21 protein-coding genes and 1 pseudogene are annotated in these 17,865 nt (G+C 63.5%); 10 read left to right on the forward strand and 12 right to left on the reverse strand.

Annotated elements, in window-relative coordinates:
- The 6 genes and pseudogenes from EN949_RS15205 to EN949_RS15230 all read right to left on the reverse strand — a co-directional run.
- Positions 1–537: pseudogene (locus EN949_RS15205) on the reverse strand (peptidase M3); the annotation flags it as partial.
- A gap of 96 nt (positions 538–633) precedes the next feature.
- Positions 634–1,068, reverse strand: coding sequence for a hypothetical protein (locus EN949_RS15210; protein WP_013528987.1), 435 nt, complete (start codon positions 1,066–1,068; stop codon positions 634–636).
- Complete coding sequence (locus EN949_RS15215) at positions 1,065–1,709, reverse strand: carbonic anhydrase (RefSeq protein WP_027037320.1); 645 nt, start codon at positions 1,707–1,709, stop codon at positions 1,065–1,067. Before EN949_RS15215 ends, EN949_RS15210 begins: the two co-directional genes overlap by 4 nt.
- Positions 1,710–1,857: 148 nt before the next feature.
- Positions 1,858–2,628 (reverse strand): DUF429 domain-containing protein, encoded by a 771-nt coding sequence (locus EN949_RS15220; protein WP_127365544.1) that lies wholly within the window; start codon positions 2,626–2,628, stop codon positions 1,858–1,860.
- Positions 2,625–3,509 (reverse strand): pyridoxal kinase PdxY, encoded by an 885-nt coding sequence (gene pdxY, locus EN949_RS15225; protein ID WP_127365545.1) that lies wholly within the window; start codon positions 3,507–3,509, stop codon positions 2,625–2,627. Before pdxY ends, EN949_RS15220 begins: the two co-directional genes overlap by 4 nt.
- A gap of 13 nt (positions 3,510–3,522) precedes the next feature.
- The gene (locus EN949_RS15230; RefSeq protein ID WP_063169474.1) at positions 3,523–3,774 is read right to left on the reverse strand and encodes a hypothetical protein; all 252 of its coding nucleotides are present in this window, start codon (positions 3,772–3,774) and stop codon (positions 3,523–3,525) included.
- A gap of 164 nt (positions 3,775–3,938) precedes the next feature.
- Between EN949_RS15230 and EN949_RS15235 the strand changes: the two genes are divergently transcribed.
- The 6 genes from EN949_RS15235 to ppa all read left to right on the forward strand — a co-directional run bounded on the left by EN949_RS15235 (position 3,939) and on the right by ppa (position 8,383).
- Entirely contained in the window at positions 3,939–4,577 is a 639-nt protein-coding gene (locus tag EN949_RS15235; RefSeq protein ID WP_024504707.1) for a LemA family protein, read from the forward strand.
- A 177-nt stretch (positions 4,578–4,754) separates the two neighbouring features.
- On the forward strand, positions 4,755–5,606 hold the full coding sequence (locus tag EN949_RS15245) for a YgcG family protein (protein WP_063169473.1): 852 nt from the start codon (positions 4,755–4,757) through the stop codon (positions 5,604–5,606).
- A gap of 4 nt (positions 5,607–5,610) precedes the next feature.
- Positions 5,611–6,465, forward strand: coding sequence for a YgcG family protein (locus tag EN949_RS15250; protein ID WP_063169472.1), 855 nt, complete (start codon positions 5,611–5,613; stop codon positions 6,463–6,465).
- 8 nt (positions 6,466–6,473) lie between these two features.
- Complete coding sequence (locus EN949_RS15255; RefSeq protein WP_127365546.1) at positions 6,474–7,112, forward strand: TPM domain-containing protein; 639 nt, start codon at positions 6,474–6,476, stop codon at positions 7,110–7,112.
- 118 nt (positions 7,113–7,230) lie between these two features.
- A complete protein-coding gene (locus EN949_RS15260) occupies positions 7,231–7,737 on the forward strand; it encodes a GNAT family N-acetyltransferase (protein WP_013528996.1) in 507 nt (168 codons plus the stop codon).
- A 112-nt stretch (positions 7,738–7,849) separates the two neighbouring features.
- Positions 7,850–8,383 (forward strand): inorganic diphosphatase, encoded by a 534-nt coding sequence (gene ppa, locus EN949_RS15265; RefSeq protein WP_013528997.1) that lies wholly within the window; start codon positions 7,850–7,852, stop codon positions 8,381–8,383.
- Positions 8,384–8,392: 9 nt separating this feature from the next.
- On the opposite strand, the gene EN949_RS15270 is transcribed toward ppa, so the two are convergent.
- Entirely contained in the window at positions 8,393–8,986 is a 594-nt protein-coding gene (locus EN949_RS15270; RefSeq protein WP_127365547.1) for a hypothetical protein, read from the reverse strand.
- Between the two features lie 45 nt (positions 8,987–9,031).
- On the reverse strand, positions 9,032–9,649 hold the full coding sequence (locus tag EN949_RS15275; RefSeq protein ID WP_013528999.1) for a TetR/AcrR family transcriptional regulator: 618 nt from the start codon (positions 9,647–9,649) through the stop codon (positions 9,032–9,034).
- 74 nt (positions 9,650–9,723) lie between these two features.
- On the opposite strand from EN949_RS15275, the gene EN949_RS15280 reads away from it, so the two are divergent.
- Both EN949_RS15280 and EN949_RS15285 read left to right on the forward strand, forming a co-directional pair.
- The gene (locus tag EN949_RS15280; protein WP_024504198.1) at positions 9,724–11,007 is read left to right on the forward strand and encodes an MFS transporter; all 1,284 of its coding nucleotides are present in this window, start codon (positions 9,724–9,726) and stop codon (positions 11,005–11,007) included.
- Between the two features lie 180 nt (positions 11,008–11,187).
- Positions 11,188–12,762, forward strand: a complete 1,575-nt coding sequence (locus EN949_RS15285; RefSeq protein ID WP_127365548.1) for an alkaline phosphatase — start codon at positions 11,188–11,190, stop codon at positions 12,760–12,762.
- Between the two features lie 48 nt (positions 12,763–12,810).
- On the opposite strand, the gene EN949_RS15290 is transcribed toward EN949_RS15285, so the two are convergent.
- On the reverse strand, positions 12,811–13,092 hold the full coding sequence (locus EN949_RS15290; RefSeq protein ID WP_224618852.1) for a hypothetical protein: 282 nt from the start codon (positions 13,090–13,092) through the stop codon (positions 12,811–12,813).
- Between the two features lie 197 nt (positions 13,093–13,289).
- On the opposite strand from EN949_RS15290, the gene typA reads away from it, so the two are divergent.
- Positions 13,290–15,119 carry a translational GTPase TypA gene (typA, locus tag EN949_RS15295; RefSeq protein ID WP_013529003.1) on the forward strand — a complete coding sequence of 610 codons (1,830 nt, stop codon included), beginning with the start codon at positions 13,290–13,292 and terminating at the stop codon, positions 15,117–15,119.
- A gap of 60 nt (positions 15,120–15,179) precedes the next feature.
- Here the strand turns inward: typA and EN949_RS15300 are convergent, their stop codons facing one another.
- Entirely contained in the window at positions 15,180–15,806 is a 627-nt protein-coding gene (locus EN949_RS15300; RefSeq protein ID WP_063169468.1) for a DUF1062 domain-containing protein, read from the reverse strand.
- Between the two features lie 394 nt (positions 15,807–16,200).
- On the opposite strand from EN949_RS15300, the gene EN949_RS15305 reads away from it, so the two are divergent.
- Positions 16,201–16,815 (forward strand): LysE family translocator, encoded by a 615-nt coding sequence (locus tag EN949_RS15305; RefSeq protein WP_024504201.1) that lies wholly within the window; start codon positions 16,201–16,203, stop codon positions 16,813–16,815.
- A gap of 9 nt (positions 16,816–16,824) precedes the next feature.
- Here EN949_RS15305 and EN949_RS15310 read toward each other — a convergent pair whose 3' ends face one another.
- Together EN949_RS15310 and EN949_RS15315 are read right to left on the reverse strand one after the other, a co-directional pair.
- The gene (locus tag EN949_RS15310; RefSeq protein WP_127365866.1) at positions 16,825–17,148 is read right to left on the reverse strand and encodes a hypothetical protein; all 324 of its coding nucleotides are present in this window, start codon (positions 17,146–17,148) and stop codon (positions 16,825–16,827) included.
- 138 nt (positions 17,149–17,286) lie between these two features.
- Positions 17,287–17,850 carry a peroxidase-related enzyme gene (locus EN949_RS15315; RefSeq protein ID WP_127365865.1) on the reverse strand — a complete coding sequence of 188 codons (564 nt, stop codon included), beginning with the start codon at positions 17,848–17,850 and terminating at the stop codon, positions 17,287–17,289.
- Between the last annotated feature and the right edge of the window lie 15 nt (positions 17,851–17,865).

Genomic DNA, 17,865 nt, shown 5'->3' on the forward strand with positions numbered 1-17,865 from the left:
GCCGAAAGCCGTGCCGAGCGAGGACAATTCCTCGCTGATGCTTGCCAGCCGCTTCTTGCCGTCGGCGTCAAGCTTGGCGCCGGAACGGACGAAGCCCTTCCAAGTCTTTTCCAGTACCCGCAGGGTCTCGGCGTCGAGCTTCAGGCTCTCGCGGCGCTGGTAGAGATCGTCGATGCGGGCAAACAGCCGCTCATTCATTGAAATCGCCGAGAAATGCCTGGACATTTTCGGCGAGATGTCGCGCTCCAGCGCCTGGATCGTCTCGTTGGTGTAGGCGCCGGCGCGGCACCAGAAGATCGACGAGACACGATCGAGCGCTTCGCCGCCGAGTTCCAGCGCGGCAAGCGTGTTCTCGACGGTCGGCGCATCCTTGTTGCCGGCGATCGCCTCGATCTCGGCCTCGTGCGCCTTCAGCGCCGCGTCGAAGACCGGGGAGAAGTCGCCGTCGCCAATGCGCGTGAAATCGGGCAGGCCGAGCGGCCCCTGCCACGCGGTCAGCGGATGGGCGGCGAGGTCGACGGCTTTCGTGGAAGGCATGGACAGTCTTTCGTTGGTGAAGCAGGCAGGTGGGTCGTACCCGATGTAGGGCGCGGCCGGCGGACCCGCAATATGCGGATTTGGCCGATATCGCCCTCAAAAGCCGTCGCAGTTTTCGGCGATCGCCGCTTGTGAACTGGCGGTGATGCGGTTGTCGGTGACCGCGAAAGTTTCCTGCATCAGCATGTCGTTGTTGGGGAAATCGTAGCAGGCGACCACCGTGGTGACGCCGCCTTCGCTTTTCTCGATCCGGTGCCGGATCGCAGCACCGGCAACGGCACCTTTCCATTCGTCGATCGAAGCGATGAATTCCTGCTTGCTTTGCACGATGCCGAGGTCGTCCAGCTTGATGCGGACATCGTCGGCGAGCAGGTCGGACAGTTCCGTGCGGTCGGCGACCAGCAGCGCCGAATACCAGCGGCTGATGAGGGCACGATCATCGGCGCGGGCGGCAATAATCGCCAGCAGCAGTGCGGCCGCCACGAAAGCGACCGACCTGATGTTCACCAGCTTGCGCGCCGCCGCGTTCATCCCAGTTCCGGCCGTTCGAAATCGCCAGTCTCCTTGTTCATCGTCCAGAGTTCGCCGGTCGAGATATCGAACCAGGCCCCATGCAGCGACAGCCGTCCCTTGCCTTCGAGAATCGAGACGCAGGGAAAGGTTCTGAGGTTGGCGATGGAATAGCGGATCGAGATGCGCTCCAGCGCGGTCTGGCGCTCCGAGGCGGTCATGAAGGTGCTGGAGGAGACGGTTTCGGCCGCCGGCGCGATCAGGCTCATCCACTTGCCGATGAAGTCGCCCGGCGACAGCGGCGCGGAATTGCTGTCGAGCGCCGCCCGGATGCCGCCGCAGCGGCCATGGCCCATGACGACGATGTTCTTGACCTTGAGGCTCTGTACGGCGAATTCAAGCGCCGCCGAGGTCGAATGGAACTCGCCGTCGGGTGCATAGGGCGGCACCAGATTGCCGACATTGCGCAGAACGAAGAGTTCGCCCGGCCCAGCGTCGAAGATCGCCTCGGGCGCCGAACGCGAATCGCAGCAGGCGACGATCATCGTCTCCGGCGCCTGGCCTTCGCGAGCGAGATCGCGATAGCGCCCGCTCTCGGTGAGATAGCGGCCATTCATGAAATTGCGATAGCCGGCGAGAAGATGTTCAGGGAGATGGGACATGGGCGGCGTCTGGAGCCTTTCCGGGTTGGATGCGGCAGCTCGTTGCGGTCTAGAGAGGCTCTAGCGGCAAAAGCCGGTCGCGAGCAATGCAGAATTATGAGGGCTGGCTAGAAATGCCATGCATCGAGCGCAACCGTGGCCAACAGCGTCACGCCCAGATGGCGACGGGAATGCCAAAGCTGTCGCGGCCCGGCGGGTCGGGAAACGGCCGCGCCTCACCGCCGACGATGCGACCGGCGATCAGCGTCATCGCGGCTGCGTCGAGGAAGTCATCAGCGGCGGCACCGCGGGGCGGCGGCTGGTCGAGAAAGCCCTTATCATAGCCGTGCCGGCAGAGCAGCGCCTTGCGTTCCGCCATGCCGGCCGGATTGATGCTGCCCTTGATCTTCTTCGGCAGTTGCATGGCTTGATTGCCGTTCAAGCGGCAGAAAGCGACTTCCGGGTGCGATTCAAACACGCGGCTGCGCAAATCGGGCCGCGCGATCAGCAGGGCGTCGATCTCGCGGATCTCGGCAAAAATGCCGAACGCCTGGATCGAGACGCCGCGCGGCGGATCGGATGTGGTCAGGGCCACCGCGCTTGCCCTGACGTGCGCGGCATACCAGGCTTCGATGGTGGTGAAGCCGTTGGTGTCGGCATAGAGCGCGGCACGGGACGGGATCGAGAAGACACTGGACTGGCGTGCCCCGAGCAGCGGCCGCACCAGCGCTTCGGGGCCGCGACCGCCCTTGCCCGAAAAGCCGGGCAGGCCGATCGGCATGTCGACGGCGATGACAGCGTCTTCGGGAAGGGATGCGAGCAGGGCAGTGAAGGTTGCAAAGACACCGACCGACGGTGCCATGCCAAAAGTTCGTCGGACGGCGATCCAGCCGGCCTTGCAGCCATCGACGCCGACAAGTACGGCCTCAGTCGATGTCACGCCCGGCGGCCCCGCCCTGGATGTGTGAGGTGGCGAAGCTGGACCATCGCCATCGGATGCGACAGGCTCTGCGCATCGGTTTCGAGCTGCAGTTCGTCGCCGCCGCGCTTGGCGGTGCGTGCCAGGATCTCGTAGACCGCCGCCGTCGTCGATTGCAGCGCCTTGATCGGTGGCTGGCCGGACAGGATGCGTGCCAGGTAAACGGCCGCCGTCAGATCGCCCAGGCCATTCGGCGGCTTGTCGATCAGGCGATGTTCGGCGAGCAGCGCCTGGCTGTTATCGAGCAGGAGGTTGCCGGTGCCGCCCTTCATCATCGACGGCGCCGAGGTGACCAGCATGGTCGATGGTCCGGCGTGCAGCGCCGCCGCGATCACCGATTTCATGTCTGGCAACGCGGCGCCGGCCATCCATTCCAGTTCGTAGCGGTTAGGGGTGGCTATGTCGGCGATCGGCATCAGCCGGTCGCGCATGGCGATGGCGGTCGGTTCGGGCACATAGAGGCCGCCCGAATCACCCATCACCGGATCGCAGATATAGACGGCGCCGGGCGTCCTTGCCTTGACCGCGGCGACCAGCGAGGCGACGGCCTCGGCCTGGCCCGCCTCGCCGAGATAGCCGGACAGCACGGCGCCGACCTCACCCAGCCATGGCGCCCGCTCGAGATCGGCCATCAGAGCCTTGAACTCGTCGAGCGGCGGCACGATGCGCGTCGCGCGCCCATGGCCGGGATGCCAGGGCAAGATGACGGTCGGCACCGCCCAGACCGGGAAACCCAGGGTCTCCAGCGCAAAGACGGCAGCACGGTTGCCGACCGAGCCACGCGCGACATGGCTGGAAATGACGATGACCGCACGCGGCGCGTCGGTTTGTTCGGCGCTCATTGTCGTTTGATTCCTAACTGCCCCGGATGACGTAAAGCACGAGCCAGACCATCAGGCCCAGCGCCAGCAGCAGGCCCAGCGTGCGGCCAAAGCGGGTGCCCCAGACTTCGATCGGATCGGCACGATCGGCATCGGCCGCGATGACGTGATCGTGCATGCCTTTCGCTGCCCGCGCTACAAACGAGTTGCCGGCCGGATCCGTCTCGCGCGCAATGCGCTCGAGGATACGGCGCGATTCCTTGTCGCTGTCCTGGCGTTCCGCCATGATGATGTCCCGTTTTGCCGGACCTTATCGCGTTCGCACGGCCAATCACAGAGCCTTGCAGCGGCACCGGGCGTGCCAGGCGAGGGGCTGCCGGCGCGGGCGGTTTTCTTGCGCGCTGATTGTGGTAATGCTTCGCGTGCAACTTCTACCGAGGGACCCCCATCATGTTTGCCCAGCGCCTTGCCTTGCCGTCCACGTTCCGCACGCTGCCCGCCTTCCTGATGATGGCGATCGTGTTGCCGCTGCTTGCAGGCTGCGGCTATAACACCATCCCGACGGCGGAAGAAAATGCCAGGGCGGCATGGAGCGAGGTGCTGAACCAGTATCAGCGCCGCGCCGACCTCATCCCCAACCTGGTCGAGACGGTCAAGGGCTATGCCTCGCATGAAAAGGATACGCTCGACGCGGTGGTCGAGGCGCGCGCCAAGGCAACGCAGATCACGGTAACACCGGAAACGCTGAAGGATCCCGAAGCCCTCAAGAAGTTTCAGGATGCCCAGGCGGGGCTGACCAGCGCGCTGTCGCGGCTGATCGCGGTCTCGGAGGCCTATCCCGACCTCAAGGCCAATCAGAACTTCCTGGCGCTGCAGGCGCAGCTCGAAGGCACCGAGAACCGCATCGCGGTGTCGCGGCGCGATTACATCCAGGCGGTCAGGGACTACAATCTGACGCTGAGGACGTTCCCCTCGGTGCTGTGGGCGACCTTCTGGTTCCGCGGCAACGAGCCCTTCGCCAATTTCACCGTCGCCGAAGACAAGATGCAGCCGCCGAAGGTCGATTTCGGCACGAAGCAGGGCGGGTGAACGTCCACTGTCATCGGAATAAATCCCGCGAAATGACGGGCTGCTGGCGTGCAAACACCCCCCTCTGTCCTACCGGACATCTCCCCCTCAAGGGGGGAGATTGGCAGCTTCGGCGCTGACGCCCATCTTGCGACGTTGAAAATTGGTGAAAGTGGAGATGGCGGCCAATCTCCCCACTTGAGGGGGAGATGCCCGGCAGGGCAGAGGGGGGCGCTCCGGAACGCAAGCCTAGGGTTCCTTTTCGCTCTTCTAAGCCTCCTCTTCCTCCCCTTCACCGCCCTCGCGGCCGATCTCCCGGCGCTGACCGGCCGTGTCGTCGACAATGCCGGCATCATCGACGCCGCGACCAAGGCGGCGCTGACCCAAAAACTCGCCGATTTCGAGACAAAAGGCTCCGACCAGATCGTCGTCGCGACGATCCCCAGCCTCGATGGCGAGGAGATCGAGCCTTACGCCAACCGGCTGTTCCGCTTCTGGAAGCTCGGCCAGGCGAAGGAAAACAATGGCGTCCTGCTGCTGGTGGCCCCGAACGACCGCAAGATGCGCATCGAGGTCGGCTATGGGCTGGAAGGCACGCTGACCGACCTGCACACCAAGCTGATCATCGAGAATGACATGGTGCCGGCCTTCCGCGCCGGGGACTTCTCGGGCGGTATCAGCAAGGCCGTCGACGACATGGTCATGGTGCTGGAAGGCAATCCGGCGGAGCTGGAGGCGCGCGGCGAGCGCAACCAGCAAGCGCCTTTCGATTCCGACGACCTGTTCTTCGCCGTCTTCATCAGCATCTGGGCGATCATCTTCTTCGGCAGCATTGCGGCTTCCGTGCTGCCGCCGATCTTCGGCCAGAAGCTTGGCCCCGGCCGCTACCGCTGGCTTGGCATGACCTTCGAGCCAAGCCGGCGATCCTCCAGTGGCGGCTGGTCGTCGGGGAGTTCCGGCGGCGGCTGGTCTTCGGGGTCAAGCAGCGGTGGAGGCTTTTCCGGCGGCGGCGGTTCGTCCGGCGGCGGCGGCTCGTCGGGAAGCTGGTGATGGCATGATGGTATCCAGCATCAGCCTGTCGAAACGCGACCGCCTCGCCTCGGCCGTCCTGATTGCTGCGGTCGTGCTGTTCTCCTGCGTCATGGCCTACGCGGCCGACCTGCCGGCGCTGACCGGCCGTGTCGTCGACAATGCCGGCATCATCGACGCCGCGACCAGGGCGGCGCTGACCCAAAAACTCGCCGATTTCGAGACGAAAGGCTCCGACCAGATCGTCGTCGCGACGATTCCCAGCCTCGATGGCGAGGAGATCGAGCCTTACGCCAACCGGCTGTTCCGCTTCTGGAAACTTGGCCAGGCGGGCGAGAACAATGGCGTGCTGCTGCTGGTTGCCCCGAACGACCGCAAGATGCGCATCGAGGTCGGTTATGGGCTGGAAGGCACGCTGACCGACCTGCACACCAAGCTGATCATCGAAAATGACATGGTGCCGGCCTTCCGCGCCGGGGACTTCTCCGGCGGCATCAGCAAAGCCGTCGATGACATGGTCATGGTGCTGGAGGGCAATCCCGAAGAACTGGAAGCGCGGGGCAAGCGCAATCCCGCCGATGACGGCACGTCCATCGATCCGATCTTTGCCGTGTTCCTGATCCTGTGGGCGACGATGTTCTTCGGCGGGATGGCGATGGCGTTCCTGCCGCCGATGTTCGGCACGAAACTGTCGCCGGGCGTGTACAAATGGCTGGGCATGACGTTTCGTTATGGCCGCGGGCCGAGCGGGTACTCGGGCACTGGCTGGACAACCGGTTCGTCGTCGGGCAGCGGCTGGTCTTCGGGGTCAAGCGGCGGTGGCGGATTTTCCGGTGGCGGCGGCTCGTCGGGTGGTGGCGGTTCTTCAGGAAGCTGGTGAGACAGATCATGGCAACACGACCAATCAGCCCGCAGGATCATGAGCGCATCGCAACCGCGATCCACTCCGCCGAGGAGAAAACCGACGGCGAAATCTACTGTGTCGTGGCGCATGCCAGCGACGGCTATTTCTTCCCGGCCGCCTTCATGGCGACCGTGTGCATGCTGTTCGTCAGCCTGGCGGTCGGCTACGGTCTGGAGGCCTGGTGGCTGTCGATCCGGCTGCCGCATTTCGTCCTCGCCCAGCTCCTGGCGCTTGCCTGCGTGCTGGCCTTGTTGTGGGCGCTGCCTGGTATGCGCATCCACCTGGTGCCGAGGCGGCTGCGCTACCAGGCGGCGCACGCCAACGCGATCAAGCAGTTCCTCGCCCGCAACGTCCACCGCACCACGGCGCGCACCGGCGTGCTGGTCTTCGTCTCGATCGCCGAGCGCTATGCCGAGGTGGTTGCCGATTCGGGTATCGACGCCAAGGTCGGCCAGCATGTCTGGGACGGCGTCGTGCGCGACCTTACCGCGCATGCCGGCGACGACCGGCTTGCCGACGGCTTCGTCAAGGCGATCGAGTTGGTGGGTGCGGTGCTGGCCGAGCATTTCCCGGTCACTGCGGGCGACAGCAACGAGCTCGACGACCATCTCGTCGAGATTTGAGCCTTTCCACAGAAGTCTTGAAGGCCCCTCACCAGGGCGGTGATCGCCTGTGAGAAAGCAGCCGGCTGGCGGCCCGGACCCTTGCAATCGGGCGATGCGGGTTTATGGTTAACAAATCATGAATACGCTGACGATCGACATCCGGAAAGCCGACCCGCGCGATGCCAGTGCCATCGCCGAGGTGCATCTGGAGGCCTGGCGCGGCGCCTATTCCGGCATCATTCCGCACCGGACCCTGACATCGATGATCAACCGCCGTGGCGCCGACTGGTGGGCGAATGCGATTCGCCGCGCCGCCACCGTTCTGGTCGTCGAAATCGGCGGCAAGATCGCCGGCTATGCGACGATCGGCAAGAACCGCGCCCGTGAACTGCGCCAGCAGGGCGAAATCTACGAATTGTACCTGCGCCCGGAATATCAGGGCATCGGGCTCGGCAGCCGCCTGTTTTCGGCGGCCAAGGCGCGGCTGGCCGATCACGGGCTGAAAGGCATGGTCGTGTGGGCGCTGGAGGACAACCAGAACGCGCTTGCCTTCTATGCCGGCGCCGGTGGCCGCGATGTCGCCGAGGGCGTCGAGATCTTCGAGCAAAAGGCGCTGAAGAAGGTCGCTTTCGTCTGGGAATGACAACCCGGCCTTTCGGCAATTGGGCGTTCCATTCGCACCCAGCACCATTCGCCGCATTGCACCATGACGCGCCGCCCGCTATCGATCGTCCATCGAGAGAGGGATTTAAGCCATGCGCATTGAAGCCATAGCCAGCGGAAAGAATCCGCCTGAGGACGTCAACGTCATCATCGAGGTGCCGATCGGCGGCGAGCCGATCAAGTACGAGATGGACAAGGAGGCCGGCACGCTGTTCGTCGACCGCTTCCTGCACACCTCGATGCGCTACCCCGGCAATTACGGCTTCGTGCCGCACACGCTGTCGGGCGACGGCGATCCGATCGACGTGCTGGTCTGCAACACGCGCGCGCTGGTGCCGGGCTGCGTCATCAACGTGCGGCCGATCGGCGTGCTGATCATGGAAGACAATGCCGGCCAGGATGAGAAGATCATCGCCGTGCCGTCGCCAAAACTGACGCTGCGTTACGAGAATGTCACCGAATACACTCAGCTGCCCGACATTACGCGCCAGCAGGTGCAGCACTTCTTCGAGCACTACAAGGATCTCGAGCCCGGCAAATGGGTCAAGATCGAAGGCTGGCACGATTCCAAATACGCCAAGAAGATGATCGTCGACGCGATCGAGCGGGCCAAGGCGAGCAAGTAGCCCGATCCGTCAGTTGTCGACCCGGCCGAAGGCCGGCACTTTGCCGATGACGGTGTGTCTGTCCTTGCCGCAGGCGAAGGTGCGTGCCTTGTCGTCGGCAAGCTTGCGCGCCTGGTCGTTGGCGGCGGGATTGTCGGTGGCCAGCACCAGGCCGACGGTGCAGCCGTCGCGGGCGTCCATCTGGCCGACCTTGGCGACGAGCAGCACCTCGGTCGGCTTTTTCTCGTCCTCGGGATTGCTGATCGAGCGGCGATGGATGGCGGCATAGGGCACTGCCGTGTCGCCCTTGGTTTCGATGCGCCATTCGACTTTGGCTCCGGACGAATTGAAGCCGGAAAAGCTTTCCCAGACCGTCGTCATGTCGCCGCCGGGCGGAAAACCGTAGAACAGCGATTCACGGGCGTCGTCATAGGCGATCAGTACGGGATAGCCGCGATAGCCTGAACAGGCGAGTTCGGCCCAGTCGCCGTCGCCTTCTTCTGCCTGCGCGTAGGTCACGCAGTCCGTTTTCGAATCCAGATCGGTGTAGGCGCTGGAAATGCCGTCGGCTTGCGCCGCCTGACCGAGACCGACCAGGACAAGCGGGATCAGAATGGCACGCATGGCGGTCAATCTCCGTTGCAAGCCGCCGCAGCGTAGCGCCAAACGCTATTTCTTCAAGCTGGCTTCGATCAGCAGGTCGGCATTGCGGGCAACCGCTTGCGCCGGACCGCCGAGGCCGAACAACTGGCCGCTGATATAGGCGCCCTCGATCAGCAGCAGCAGGCCGTCGCCGAGCGTGTCTGGGTCTTGCGCGCCCATCGCAGCCGCCATGGCGCGCAGCCGGCGGCGCAGTTCCTGCTTGTTGGCCTCGCTGACCACGCGGGCCGGATGGCTGTGGTCGGGATATTCGACCGCCGCATTGGTCATGCCGCAGCCGCGATAGTCCGCCACCTGCGTGCGCTTGCCGATGCGGGTCAGGAAAGCCTTGATCTGAGCGCGCGGGTCGCCGGGATGAGCGGCGACCGCTTCGTCGAAGCGCTCCCAGTATTCACGGTCATATTGCCTGAGATAGGAAGCGGCCAGTTCGTCCTTGGACGGAAAGCTGCGGTAGAGGCTGGGCTTGGTGACGCCGGCACGCTTGACGATCTCGTCGACGCCGATCGCCCTGATGCCGCGCCGGTAGAACAGGTCATAGGCCACATCGAGGATCTTCTTGGCGGCTTTCGGCGGAGCGGATGCATGACCGTCGCTGATGGTCAGTTCAATATTTTTGTCGGTTGGCATCGTGTGACTCGATTGACAATGTTACCGATCGGTACGTATACATGTTCCCACCCTGCAACGTACCGGTCAGTAACATGATAACTCAATCTCGCCCCTTTGGCCAGCGCTACGCTTTCGTCGTGGTCGGCGTCATCTTCCTCAGCCTGCTGGTCGCGGCTGGCCTGCGCTCCGCACCCTCGGTCATGATGCTGCCACTCGAGAACAGTTTCGGCTGGCGCCGCGACATCATCTCCCTGGCCGCCGGTGTCGGCATTCTGCTTTACGGTTTGACGGGGCCATTTGCCGCAGCCCTGATGGAGCGCATCGGGCTGCGCCGCACGCTGCTCGCCTCGCTGGTGGTGATGTCGGGCTCGACCATGCTCAGCCTGCTGATGACCAAGCCGTGGCATCTGTTCATCACCTGGGGCGTGTTCTCGGGCATTGGTTCCGGTGCCGTCGCCAGCGTGCTCGGCGCGACCATCGTCAATCGCTGGTTCAAGACCAATCGCGGCCTTGTCATGGGATTGATGTCGGCCTCCAGTGCCTCGGGCATGCTGGTGTTCCTGCCGCTGATCGCCGCTCTGGCACAGTCGGGCGGCTGGCAGCCGGTTGTCATTGCGGTCGCGATCGCGACCGCTGCCCTGATACCGCTGGTCTGGCTGCTGGTGCCGGAGCGGCCGGCATCGATCGGCATGGTGCGCTATGGCGCCGAGGCTGACGATGTGCCGCCGACGCCGCCTGCGTCACAGGGCAACTTTCTGGCGCATACCTTCTCGACGCTGCGCCGTGCTGCCGGCACGCGGGTGTTCTGGTATCTGTTCGCCACCTTCTTCGTCTGCGGCTTCACCACCAACGGGCTGGTCGGCACGCATCTGATCGCGTTTTGCGGCGACATGGGCATCGGCGAGGTGCAGGCCGCCGGCCTGCTGTCGATGATGGGCATTTTCGATCTGATCGGCACGACATTGTCGGGCTGGCTCACCGACCGTTTCGACCCGCGCAAGCTGCTCGGCGTCTATTACGGCATCCGTGGCCTGTCGCTGATCTACCTGCCCTATTCCGGCTTCTCAGCGACCAGCCTGATCATCTTCGCCGTGCTCTACGGTCTCGACTGGATCGCCACCGTGCCCCCGACTCTGAGGCTCGCCAATGAGGCGTTCGGCGATCGCAGTGGGCCGATCGTGTTCGGCTGGATCGTCGCCGGCCACCAGATCGGTGCGGCGACCGCCGCCGCCTTCGGTGGCACCATGCGCGAGTTGCAGGGCAATTACGAACTGGCCTTCCTGATCGCCGGCATGACGGCAATAGCCGCTGCCTGTATCTCGCTGCTGATCAACACCAGCAAGCCGGCATTCGAGCCGGAGCCGCAGGCGGCGTAGGGAGAGACGCTACCGGCCAAGCTGCCATCTCCCCCACACGGAGGAAGATCGGCAGCTTCGCCGTCCGCGCAAACGCCCACCCGCCTGTTGATCGTCAGAAAAACTTCATGATCCCGAGATGTCCCTGAAACATTGACGCTGGATTTTGGTGGCACCGTTCAAGCCATCCAGGAGACAGCCGTGAACAAGCTTTCGATGACTCGCCGCGCTTTCGTCACCTCCGCCAGCGCCGTTGGCCTGGCTGGCGTCTCGAGCCTGGCGCTGCCCTACTATTCGCGCGCCAGTCAGCGGCCGGCCTTCACCCATGGCGTCCAGTCCGGCGATGTCGACGCAACCAGCGGCATGGTGTGGACGCGCACCGATCGCCCGTCGCGCGTCATGTTCGAAGTGTCGTCGACGGAGAATTTCGTCAATGCGACACGCCTGGCGTCGCTCGATACGTCGCCGGCCAGCGACTACACCGTCAAGCGGCTGCTCACCGACCTCGCTTCGGACCAGGATATCTTCTATCGCATGACGGCAGCCGATCTCGCCGACATCAACGCCGTTTCCGAGCCGATCACCGGGCGCTTCAGGACGGCGCCGGCCTCGAAGCGCGACATCCGCTTTGCCTGGTCGGGCGACACCGCCGGCCAGGGCTGGGGCATCGATGAGACCGGCATGAAGACCTACGCCACGATCGGCAAGCACACGCCCGACTTCTTCCTGCATTCGGGCGACACCATCTATGCCGACGGCGCCATGAAGGACGAGGTCGACCTGCCCGGCGGCGGCAAGTGGAAGAACGTCGTGCTGATCGACGGCAAACGCAAGGTTGCCGAGACGCTGGACGAATACCGGGACCAGTGGAAGTACAACATGATGGACAGGAACGTGCTCGGCCTCAGCGCCATCTGCCCGACTTTCTACCAGTGGGACGACCATGAAGTCCTGAACAACTGGTCGGATTCGAAGGATCTCAGCGCCGACAGCCGCTATTCGGAAAAATCCATCCACGTGCTGGCGGCCCGTGCGGCGCGGGCTTTCCACGAGATGACGACGATCCGCTACGAACCTTCCGAGCCCGGCCGCGTCTATCGCAAGATCGCCTACGGGCCGCTGCTCGACGTGTTCTTCCTCGACATGCGCTCCTATCGCGGCCCCAATGGTCCCGACATGCAGGATGAGATGACGCCGCAATCGCGCATGCTCGGCGAACAGCAGACGAAATGGCTGAAGCGCGAACTGGCGAATTCGAAGGCGACCTGGAAAATCATCGCCGCCGACATGCCGCTCGGCCTCGTCGTCTGGGACGACGGCACCAAGAAGGTTGGTGCCGAAGCAGTCAGCAATGGCGACAATGGCTTGCCAAAAGGGCGTGAGCTCGAGATCGCCGACCTGCTGCGCTTCATCAAGAATGCCGGCATCAGCAACACCGTCTGGCTCACCGCCGACGTGCATTACACGGCCGCGCATTATTACAACCCGGACAAGGCGCAGTTCCAGGATTTCAATCCGTTCTGGGAATTCGTTTCGGGTCCGATCCATGCCGGAACGTTCGGGCCGAACGATTTCGACATGACGTTCGGTCCGGAGCTGAAGTTCATCAAGGCGCCGACCGCCGAACAGGGACAGAACCTGCCGCCCTCGGCAGGTCTGCAATTCTTCGGGCTGGTCGATATTTCAGGCGCCAGCGAGCAGATGACGGTGCGGCTGATGGATCGCGACGACAATGAACTCTACAAGGTGACGCTCGACCCGGTGCGGTCGGCATAAGCGCGCGCTGATGGAAAGGTGTCGCGCGCGTCTAGGGCGCGCGATGCCTTAGTCCGGGTAGCAGACCATGGGGATATTCGGCCAGACGGCGCTGTCGCAGTTGGCGGCGTCCTGCCGCTGCTTGAAGGCGGCGCTGACCGGGCCGGTCACCACCGGGTCGACGCCGTCGGGCGCGTCGGCGAAAATCTGCTCGGCCGACTGTGCCTCTGACGGCAAGGCAGGCCGTGATTCCTTCGTCGTCGCGGCCGACTGCGCGGCGTTGGCCGCCAGCAGGACGGCGAAGGCAACAGAGGCGATGAGCGGCCAGAATCGGTTGAGTTTATCGGTCATGACGTTCGAACTGCCCGGGCCCCGAGGGGTTCCCGCCTTGGTTAACAAAATCATCTCACACGCAGATGCTTAAGATTTGATGAGTATTTGGTGACGCGCCTCCTCTTTCGCAACTGCGAAAAACCCTGTATGAGCCGCGCAACCGAAAGAGGCAGCGCCTTTTGGCCTGCTGCCTGCAACGCTTCCGAGACCAGAACATGAAAATCCGTAATATCGCGATCATCGCGCACGTCGACCATGGAAAGACCACCCTGGTCGACCAGCTTTTGAAGCAGTCCGGCTCCTTCCGAGACAATCAGCGCGTGGCCGAGCGCGCCATGGATTCCAACGACCTCGAAAAGGAGCGCGGCATCACCATCCTGGCCAAAGCGACCTCGGTCGACTGGAAGGATACCCGCATCAACATCGTCGACACCCCCGGCCACGCCGATTTCGGTGGCGAGGTCGAACGCATCCTGTCGATGGTGGACTCAGCCATCGTGCTGGTCGATGCCGCCGAAGGGCCGATGCCGCAGACCAAATTCGTCGTCGGCAAGGCGCTCAAGGTCGGCCTGAAGCCGATCGTCGTCATCAACAAGATCGATCGCCCGGACGCCCGTCATGTCGAGGTGGTCAACGAGGTGTTCGACCTCTTCGCAGCGCTCGACGCCACCGACGAGCAGCTCGACTTCCCGATTCTGTACGGCTCAGGCCGCGATGGCTGGGTTTCGGAAAATCCGGAAGGACCGAAGGACCAGCAGTTGGCGCCGCTGTTCGACCTCGTCATCAAGCATGTGCCGGAGCCGACCGTTCATCCCGGTCCGTTCCGCATGATCGGCACCATCCTGGAAGCCAATCCGTTTCTCGGCCGCATCATCACCGGCCGCATCGAGAGCGGCACGCTGAAGGCCAACCAGCCGGTCAAGGTGCTGCACCATGACGGTACCCAGATCGAAACCGGCCGTATTTCCAAGATACTGGCCTTCCGCGGCCTTGAGCGCCAGCCGATCGAAGAAGCGCAGGCGGGCGACATCGTCGCCATTGCCGGCTTGTCGAAGGGCACCGTCGCGGACACGTTCTGCGACCCGAGCGTGAGCGAACCGCTGCATGCGCAGCCGATCGATCCGCCGACCGTGACCATGTCGTTCCTGGTCAACGACAGTCCGCTGGCCGGCACCGAAGGCGACAAGGTGACCAGCCGCGTCATCCGCGACCGCCTGCTGCGCGAAGCCGAAGGCAATGTCGCGCTGAAGATCGAGGAATCGCCTGACAAGGATTCGTTCTTCGTCTCCGGCCGCGGCGAATTGCAGCTGGCCGTGCTGATCGAGACGATGCGGCGCGAAGGCTTTGAAATCGCCGTGTCGCGTCCGCGCGTCGTCATGCAGAAGGGCGAGAATGGCGAATTGCTGGAGCCGGTCGAAGAAGTCGTCATCGACGTCGACGAGGAGCATGCCGGCGTCGTCGTGCAGAAGATGTCCGAGCGCAAGGCCGAGATGGTCGAACTGCGCCCATCCGGCGGCAATCGTCAGCGCATTGTCTTCCATGCGCCGACCCGTGGCCTGATCGGCTACCAGTCGGAGCTTTTGACCGACACGCGCGGCACCGCCGTGATGAACCGGCTTTTCCATGCCTATGAGCCCTACAAGGGCGAGCTGCCAGGCCGCACCAATGGCGTGCTGATTTCCAACGAACAGGGCGAATCGGTCGCCTACGCCATGTGGAACCTGGAAGATCGCGGCCCGATGGTCATCGATCCGGGCGTCAAGGTGTATCAGGGCATGATCATCGGCATCCATAGCCGCGACAATGACCTTGAAGTGAACGTGCTCAAGGGCAAGAAGCTGACCAACATCCGTGCCGCCGGCAAGGACGAGGCGGTCAAGCTGACCCCGCCGATCCGCATGACGCTGGAACGCGCGCTGGCCTGGATCCAGGACGACGAGCTGGTCGAAGTGACGCCGAAGACCATTCGACTGCGCAAGCTCTATCTCGATCCGAACGAGCGCAAGCGGTTCGAGAAGTCGTCCAAGGTGGTCGGCGCGGCGTAAGCTCTCTGTTTTCCGATAATCGAGAGGGGCGGAGCAACCAGTGTTCCGCCCCTTTTTCGTTCATCCACCGGCAGCCGCGATGATGGCCTGCCGATCGGCCTCGCCGGCCAGATCGATGCGGATCGTGTTTCCCGCACGGGCCGGCTTGCGCAGGGCCTTTGCTCCATCCGGGTCAACGATGAGCAGCCGCTTCTCCTCCAGCGCCTGAAGCCGTGATCGCGAGATGCAGAGTTCGCTTGCGAGCAGCCGGTCGAGCCGCAGCGATGTCGGCATTTCGAGCCCGAGCTGGAGTTCCAACACGGTCGCGGCTTCCCTGGTGTCGCCGAGCCTGCGCTTGTGAACGCTGACATCGGAGAACTCCTCGACGCGCCCGATCCGGTTGCGCAACGCCACCGCATCGAAGGCATGACGGTGAGCGAGTGCAGGATCGTTGCTTTCGAGCGCCGCCAGCAGCGCCGGGTCGATGTCGCGGCGGTTGCAGCGTTCGAAAATGCCGAAATTCCAGGAATTGTCGCAGTCGATGCAGCGATAGATCAGCCACACGTCGATGCGTTTGCCATTGGCGTTGACGCGGAACTTTCCGCTGCTGCAATAGGCCCTCACGGTGCCGCAGCGGTTGCAATTGATGAGCGGTCGAGGTGCGGTCTGGGGTGCGATTGCCCAGTGGATACGCAGAAGTCCAGACATGCCGATAAGCCCTTCCCGTCGGGAAGTTCATCAGGCCGGCGATGTCGAGATGCCCATGCGGGCGCGGCGTGGCGGTCGCTTGCTATGATTGGAAATCGGATGTCACGGGCGGCAGCGCGCAACAACGGTTCAGCAGTGCCAAACCGGTCTCGAACCGCCGCCCAGAAGAACACATGAAAATGAAAACAGATACCGCAAATGCGGTGTCATGCAGTGTGTCGGGGGAGTTGGCGAGACCGGCGGTTACGTAGGCAAAGTGAAGCTCAAAATTGTTTCGCGATGGCCTTTCTAGCCGCGACATGCCGGACCGACAAGGGTCTTTTGTCGGTGCTACCGCAGCCGAGCCACTTGCGTTAATATCCGAAATCGAAGGTTTTCAACCAGAGACCCGGTTATGCACCCCACCTCGCTCCTGATTTTCGCCGCCGCTCTGTTCGTTGCCGCGGGCTCGCCCGGGCCATCGATCGCGGCGCTTGTCGCCCGCGTCATCTCGAAAGGGTTTCGCGACGTGTTCCCGTTCCTGCTCGCCATGTGGATCGGCGAGGGCATCTGGCTATCGCTGGCGGTGTTCGGGCTGGCTGTCGTGGCGCAGACCTTCCATTTCGCCTTCGTCGTGGTGAAATGGGTCGGCGTTGCCTATCTCGCTTACCTCGCCTGGAAGATGTGGACCGCGCCTGTCGATGCAAAAGAGGGCGAGATGCCGCGCGAGGATTCGGCGATAAAACTGTTCTTCGCCGGCATGGCGGTGACGCTCGGCAATCCCAAGATCATGATGTTCTACCTGGCGCTGCTGCCGACCATCATCGACCTCGCTTCGGTCAGCATCGTCGGCTGGGTCGAGCTGACGGCGACCATGGCCGTGGTGCTGGTCGCCATCGATCTCGCCTGGGTGCTCGCCGCATCACAGGCGCGCAAGCTTTTGAAGAGCAAGCGCGCCATGAAGATCGCCAATCGCATCAGCGCCACGACGATGGCCGGTGCGGCGGCCGCCATAGCGACGCGGTCCTGAGCCGGCGCGTCACATCACTTCAATGATCGGCGCGATCTCGATGCTGAAGGCCGGGTTCATCAGGATCGGGCAGTCCTTGGCCTTGGCGACGGCATCGTCGATGTCTTTCGCTTCGACGATCGTGTAGCCGGCGGCCGGATTGCTGCCGCCATTGTTCTCGACCTTGCCGCCGGGCAGCACCATCTTCGACATGCCGACCGGATTGCCGCCGTCGACCACGGCCGAGCCGAGCTTGCCGTACCAGCCGTTCCAGGCGTCCATTGCGGCCTTCCGCTCGGCCTCGTCGGTCGGCATCTTGCCCGAGCCATGATAGACGTAGAGATACTTCGCCATGTTCTCCTCCCTTGGTGAGCGGCATCGAACCGGCATGCGGTCATGCCGCCTGCCGATCATCGGACCAAACCGGCAAACAAGCAACGAGAATGCGACACTGCTAATATAACGCCCCGGTCTGGCCCCTGCCGCAATCCGTCACCTTGCCATGGCGTGGTATTCGTCGTTCGGCCGCATATCGATTGCCGCAGCCACGCGGTTCGACATGTTGAAGAAGGCAGCGGTCGAGGCGATGTCCCAGATGTCGCGATCGGTGAAGCCGGCCTGACGCAGCGCGGCCCGGTCGGCCTCGACGATCTTGGCCGGCTCTTGCGTCAGCTTGACGGCGAATTCGAGCATTGCCGTCTGCCTGGGCGAAAGATCGGCGGCGCGGAAATTCATCACCATCATTTCGCCGAGCGCCGGATCGCCGGAGAGCTGGCGCACCGCCGCGCCATGCGCGGTCAGGCAATAATAGCAGTGGTTGATCGAGGAGACGGCGACCGCGATCATTTCGCGCTCCAGCTTCGACAGGCCGGACTCACCCAGCATCAAATCGTTGTACATGTCGGTGAAGGCGCGCAGCTTCTTGTCGTCGAAGGCATAGGCCCTGAGCACGTTGGGGACGAGGCCGAGCTTCTCCTCGCATTTGGCGAAATAGGTTTTTGTCGCCTCGCTCAGCTCTCCCTGGCCAAGATCAAGCGCGCTGATTTTGCCGGTCATGGGTCATTTCTCCTC

The sequence above is a fragment of the Mesorhizobium sp. M7A.F.Ca.US.007.01.2.1 genome, assembly GCF_003998165.1.
GTDB classification, from domain to species: domain Bacteria; phylum Pseudomonadota; class Alphaproteobacteria; order Rhizobiales; family Rhizobiaceae; genus Mesorhizobium; species Mesorhizobium ciceri.

Coding starts and splice junctions, on each gene's coding strand:
- EN949_RS15230 (WP_063169474.1), bottom strand. CDS start 3,774: ATGGCGGAACGCCAGGACAGCGACAAGGAATCGCGCCGTATCCTCGAG.
- EN949_RS15300 (WP_063169468.1), bottom strand. CDS start 15,806: ATGTCTGGACTTCTGCGTATCCACTGGGCAATCGCACCCCAGACCGCA.
- ppa (WP_013528997.1), top strand. CDS start 7,850: ATGCGCATTGAAGCCATAGCCAGCGGAAAGAATCCGCCTGAGGACGTC.
- EN949_RS15210 (WP_013528987.1), bottom strand. CDS start 1,068: ATGAACGCGGCGGCGCGCAAGCTGGTGAACATCAGGTCGGTCGCTTTC.
- EN949_RS15315 (WP_127365865.1), bottom strand. CDS start 17,850: ATGACCGGCAAAATCAGCGCGCTTGATCTTGGCCAGGGAGAGCTGAGC.
- EN949_RS15275 (WP_013528999.1), bottom strand. CDS start 9,649: ATGCCAACCGACAAAAATATTGAACTGACCATCAGCGACGGTCATGCA.
- EN949_RS15280 (WP_024504198.1), top strand. CDS start 9,724: ATGATAACTCAATCTCGCCCCTTTGGCCAGCGCTACGCTTTCGTCGTG.
- EN949_RS15305 (WP_024504201.1), top strand. CDS start 16,201: ATGCACCCCACCTCGCTCCTGATTTTCGCCGCCGCTCTGTTCGTTGCC.
- EN949_RS15250 (WP_063169472.1), top strand. CDS start 5,611: ATGATGGTATCCAGCATCAGCCTGTCGAAACGCGACCGCCTCGCCTCG.
- pdxY (WP_127365545.1), bottom strand. CDS start 3,509: ATGAGCGCCGAACAAACCGACGCGCCGCGTGCGGTCATCGTCATTTCC.
- EN949_RS15215 (WP_027037320.1), bottom strand. CDS start 1,709: ATGTCCCATCTCCCTGAACATCTTCTCGCCGGCTATCGCAATTTCATG.
- EN949_RS15255 (WP_127365546.1), top strand. CDS start 6,474: ATGGCAACACGACCAATCAGCCCGCAGGATCATGAGCGCATCGCAACC.
- EN949_RS15235 (WP_024504707.1), top strand. CDS start 3,939: ATGTTTGCCCAGCGCCTTGCCTTGCCGTCCACGTTCCGCACGCTGCCC.
- EN949_RS15310 (WP_127365866.1), bottom strand. CDS start 17,148: ATGGCGAAGTATCTCTACGTCTATCATGGCTCGGGCAAGATGCCGACC.
- EN949_RS15260 (WP_013528996.1), top strand. CDS start 7,231: ATGAATACGCTGACGATCGACATCCGGAAAGCCGACCCGCGCGATGCC.
- EN949_RS15290 (WP_224618852.1), bottom strand. CDS start 13,092: ATGACCGATAAACTCAACCGATTCTGGCCGCTCATCGCCTCTGTTGCC.
- typA (WP_013529003.1), top strand. CDS start 13,290: ATGAAAATCCGTAATATCGCGATCATCGCGCACGTCGACCATGGAAAG.
- EN949_RS15270 (WP_127365547.1), bottom strand. CDS start 8,986: ATGCGTGCCATTCTGATCCCGCTTGTCCTGGTCGGTCTCGGTCAGGCG.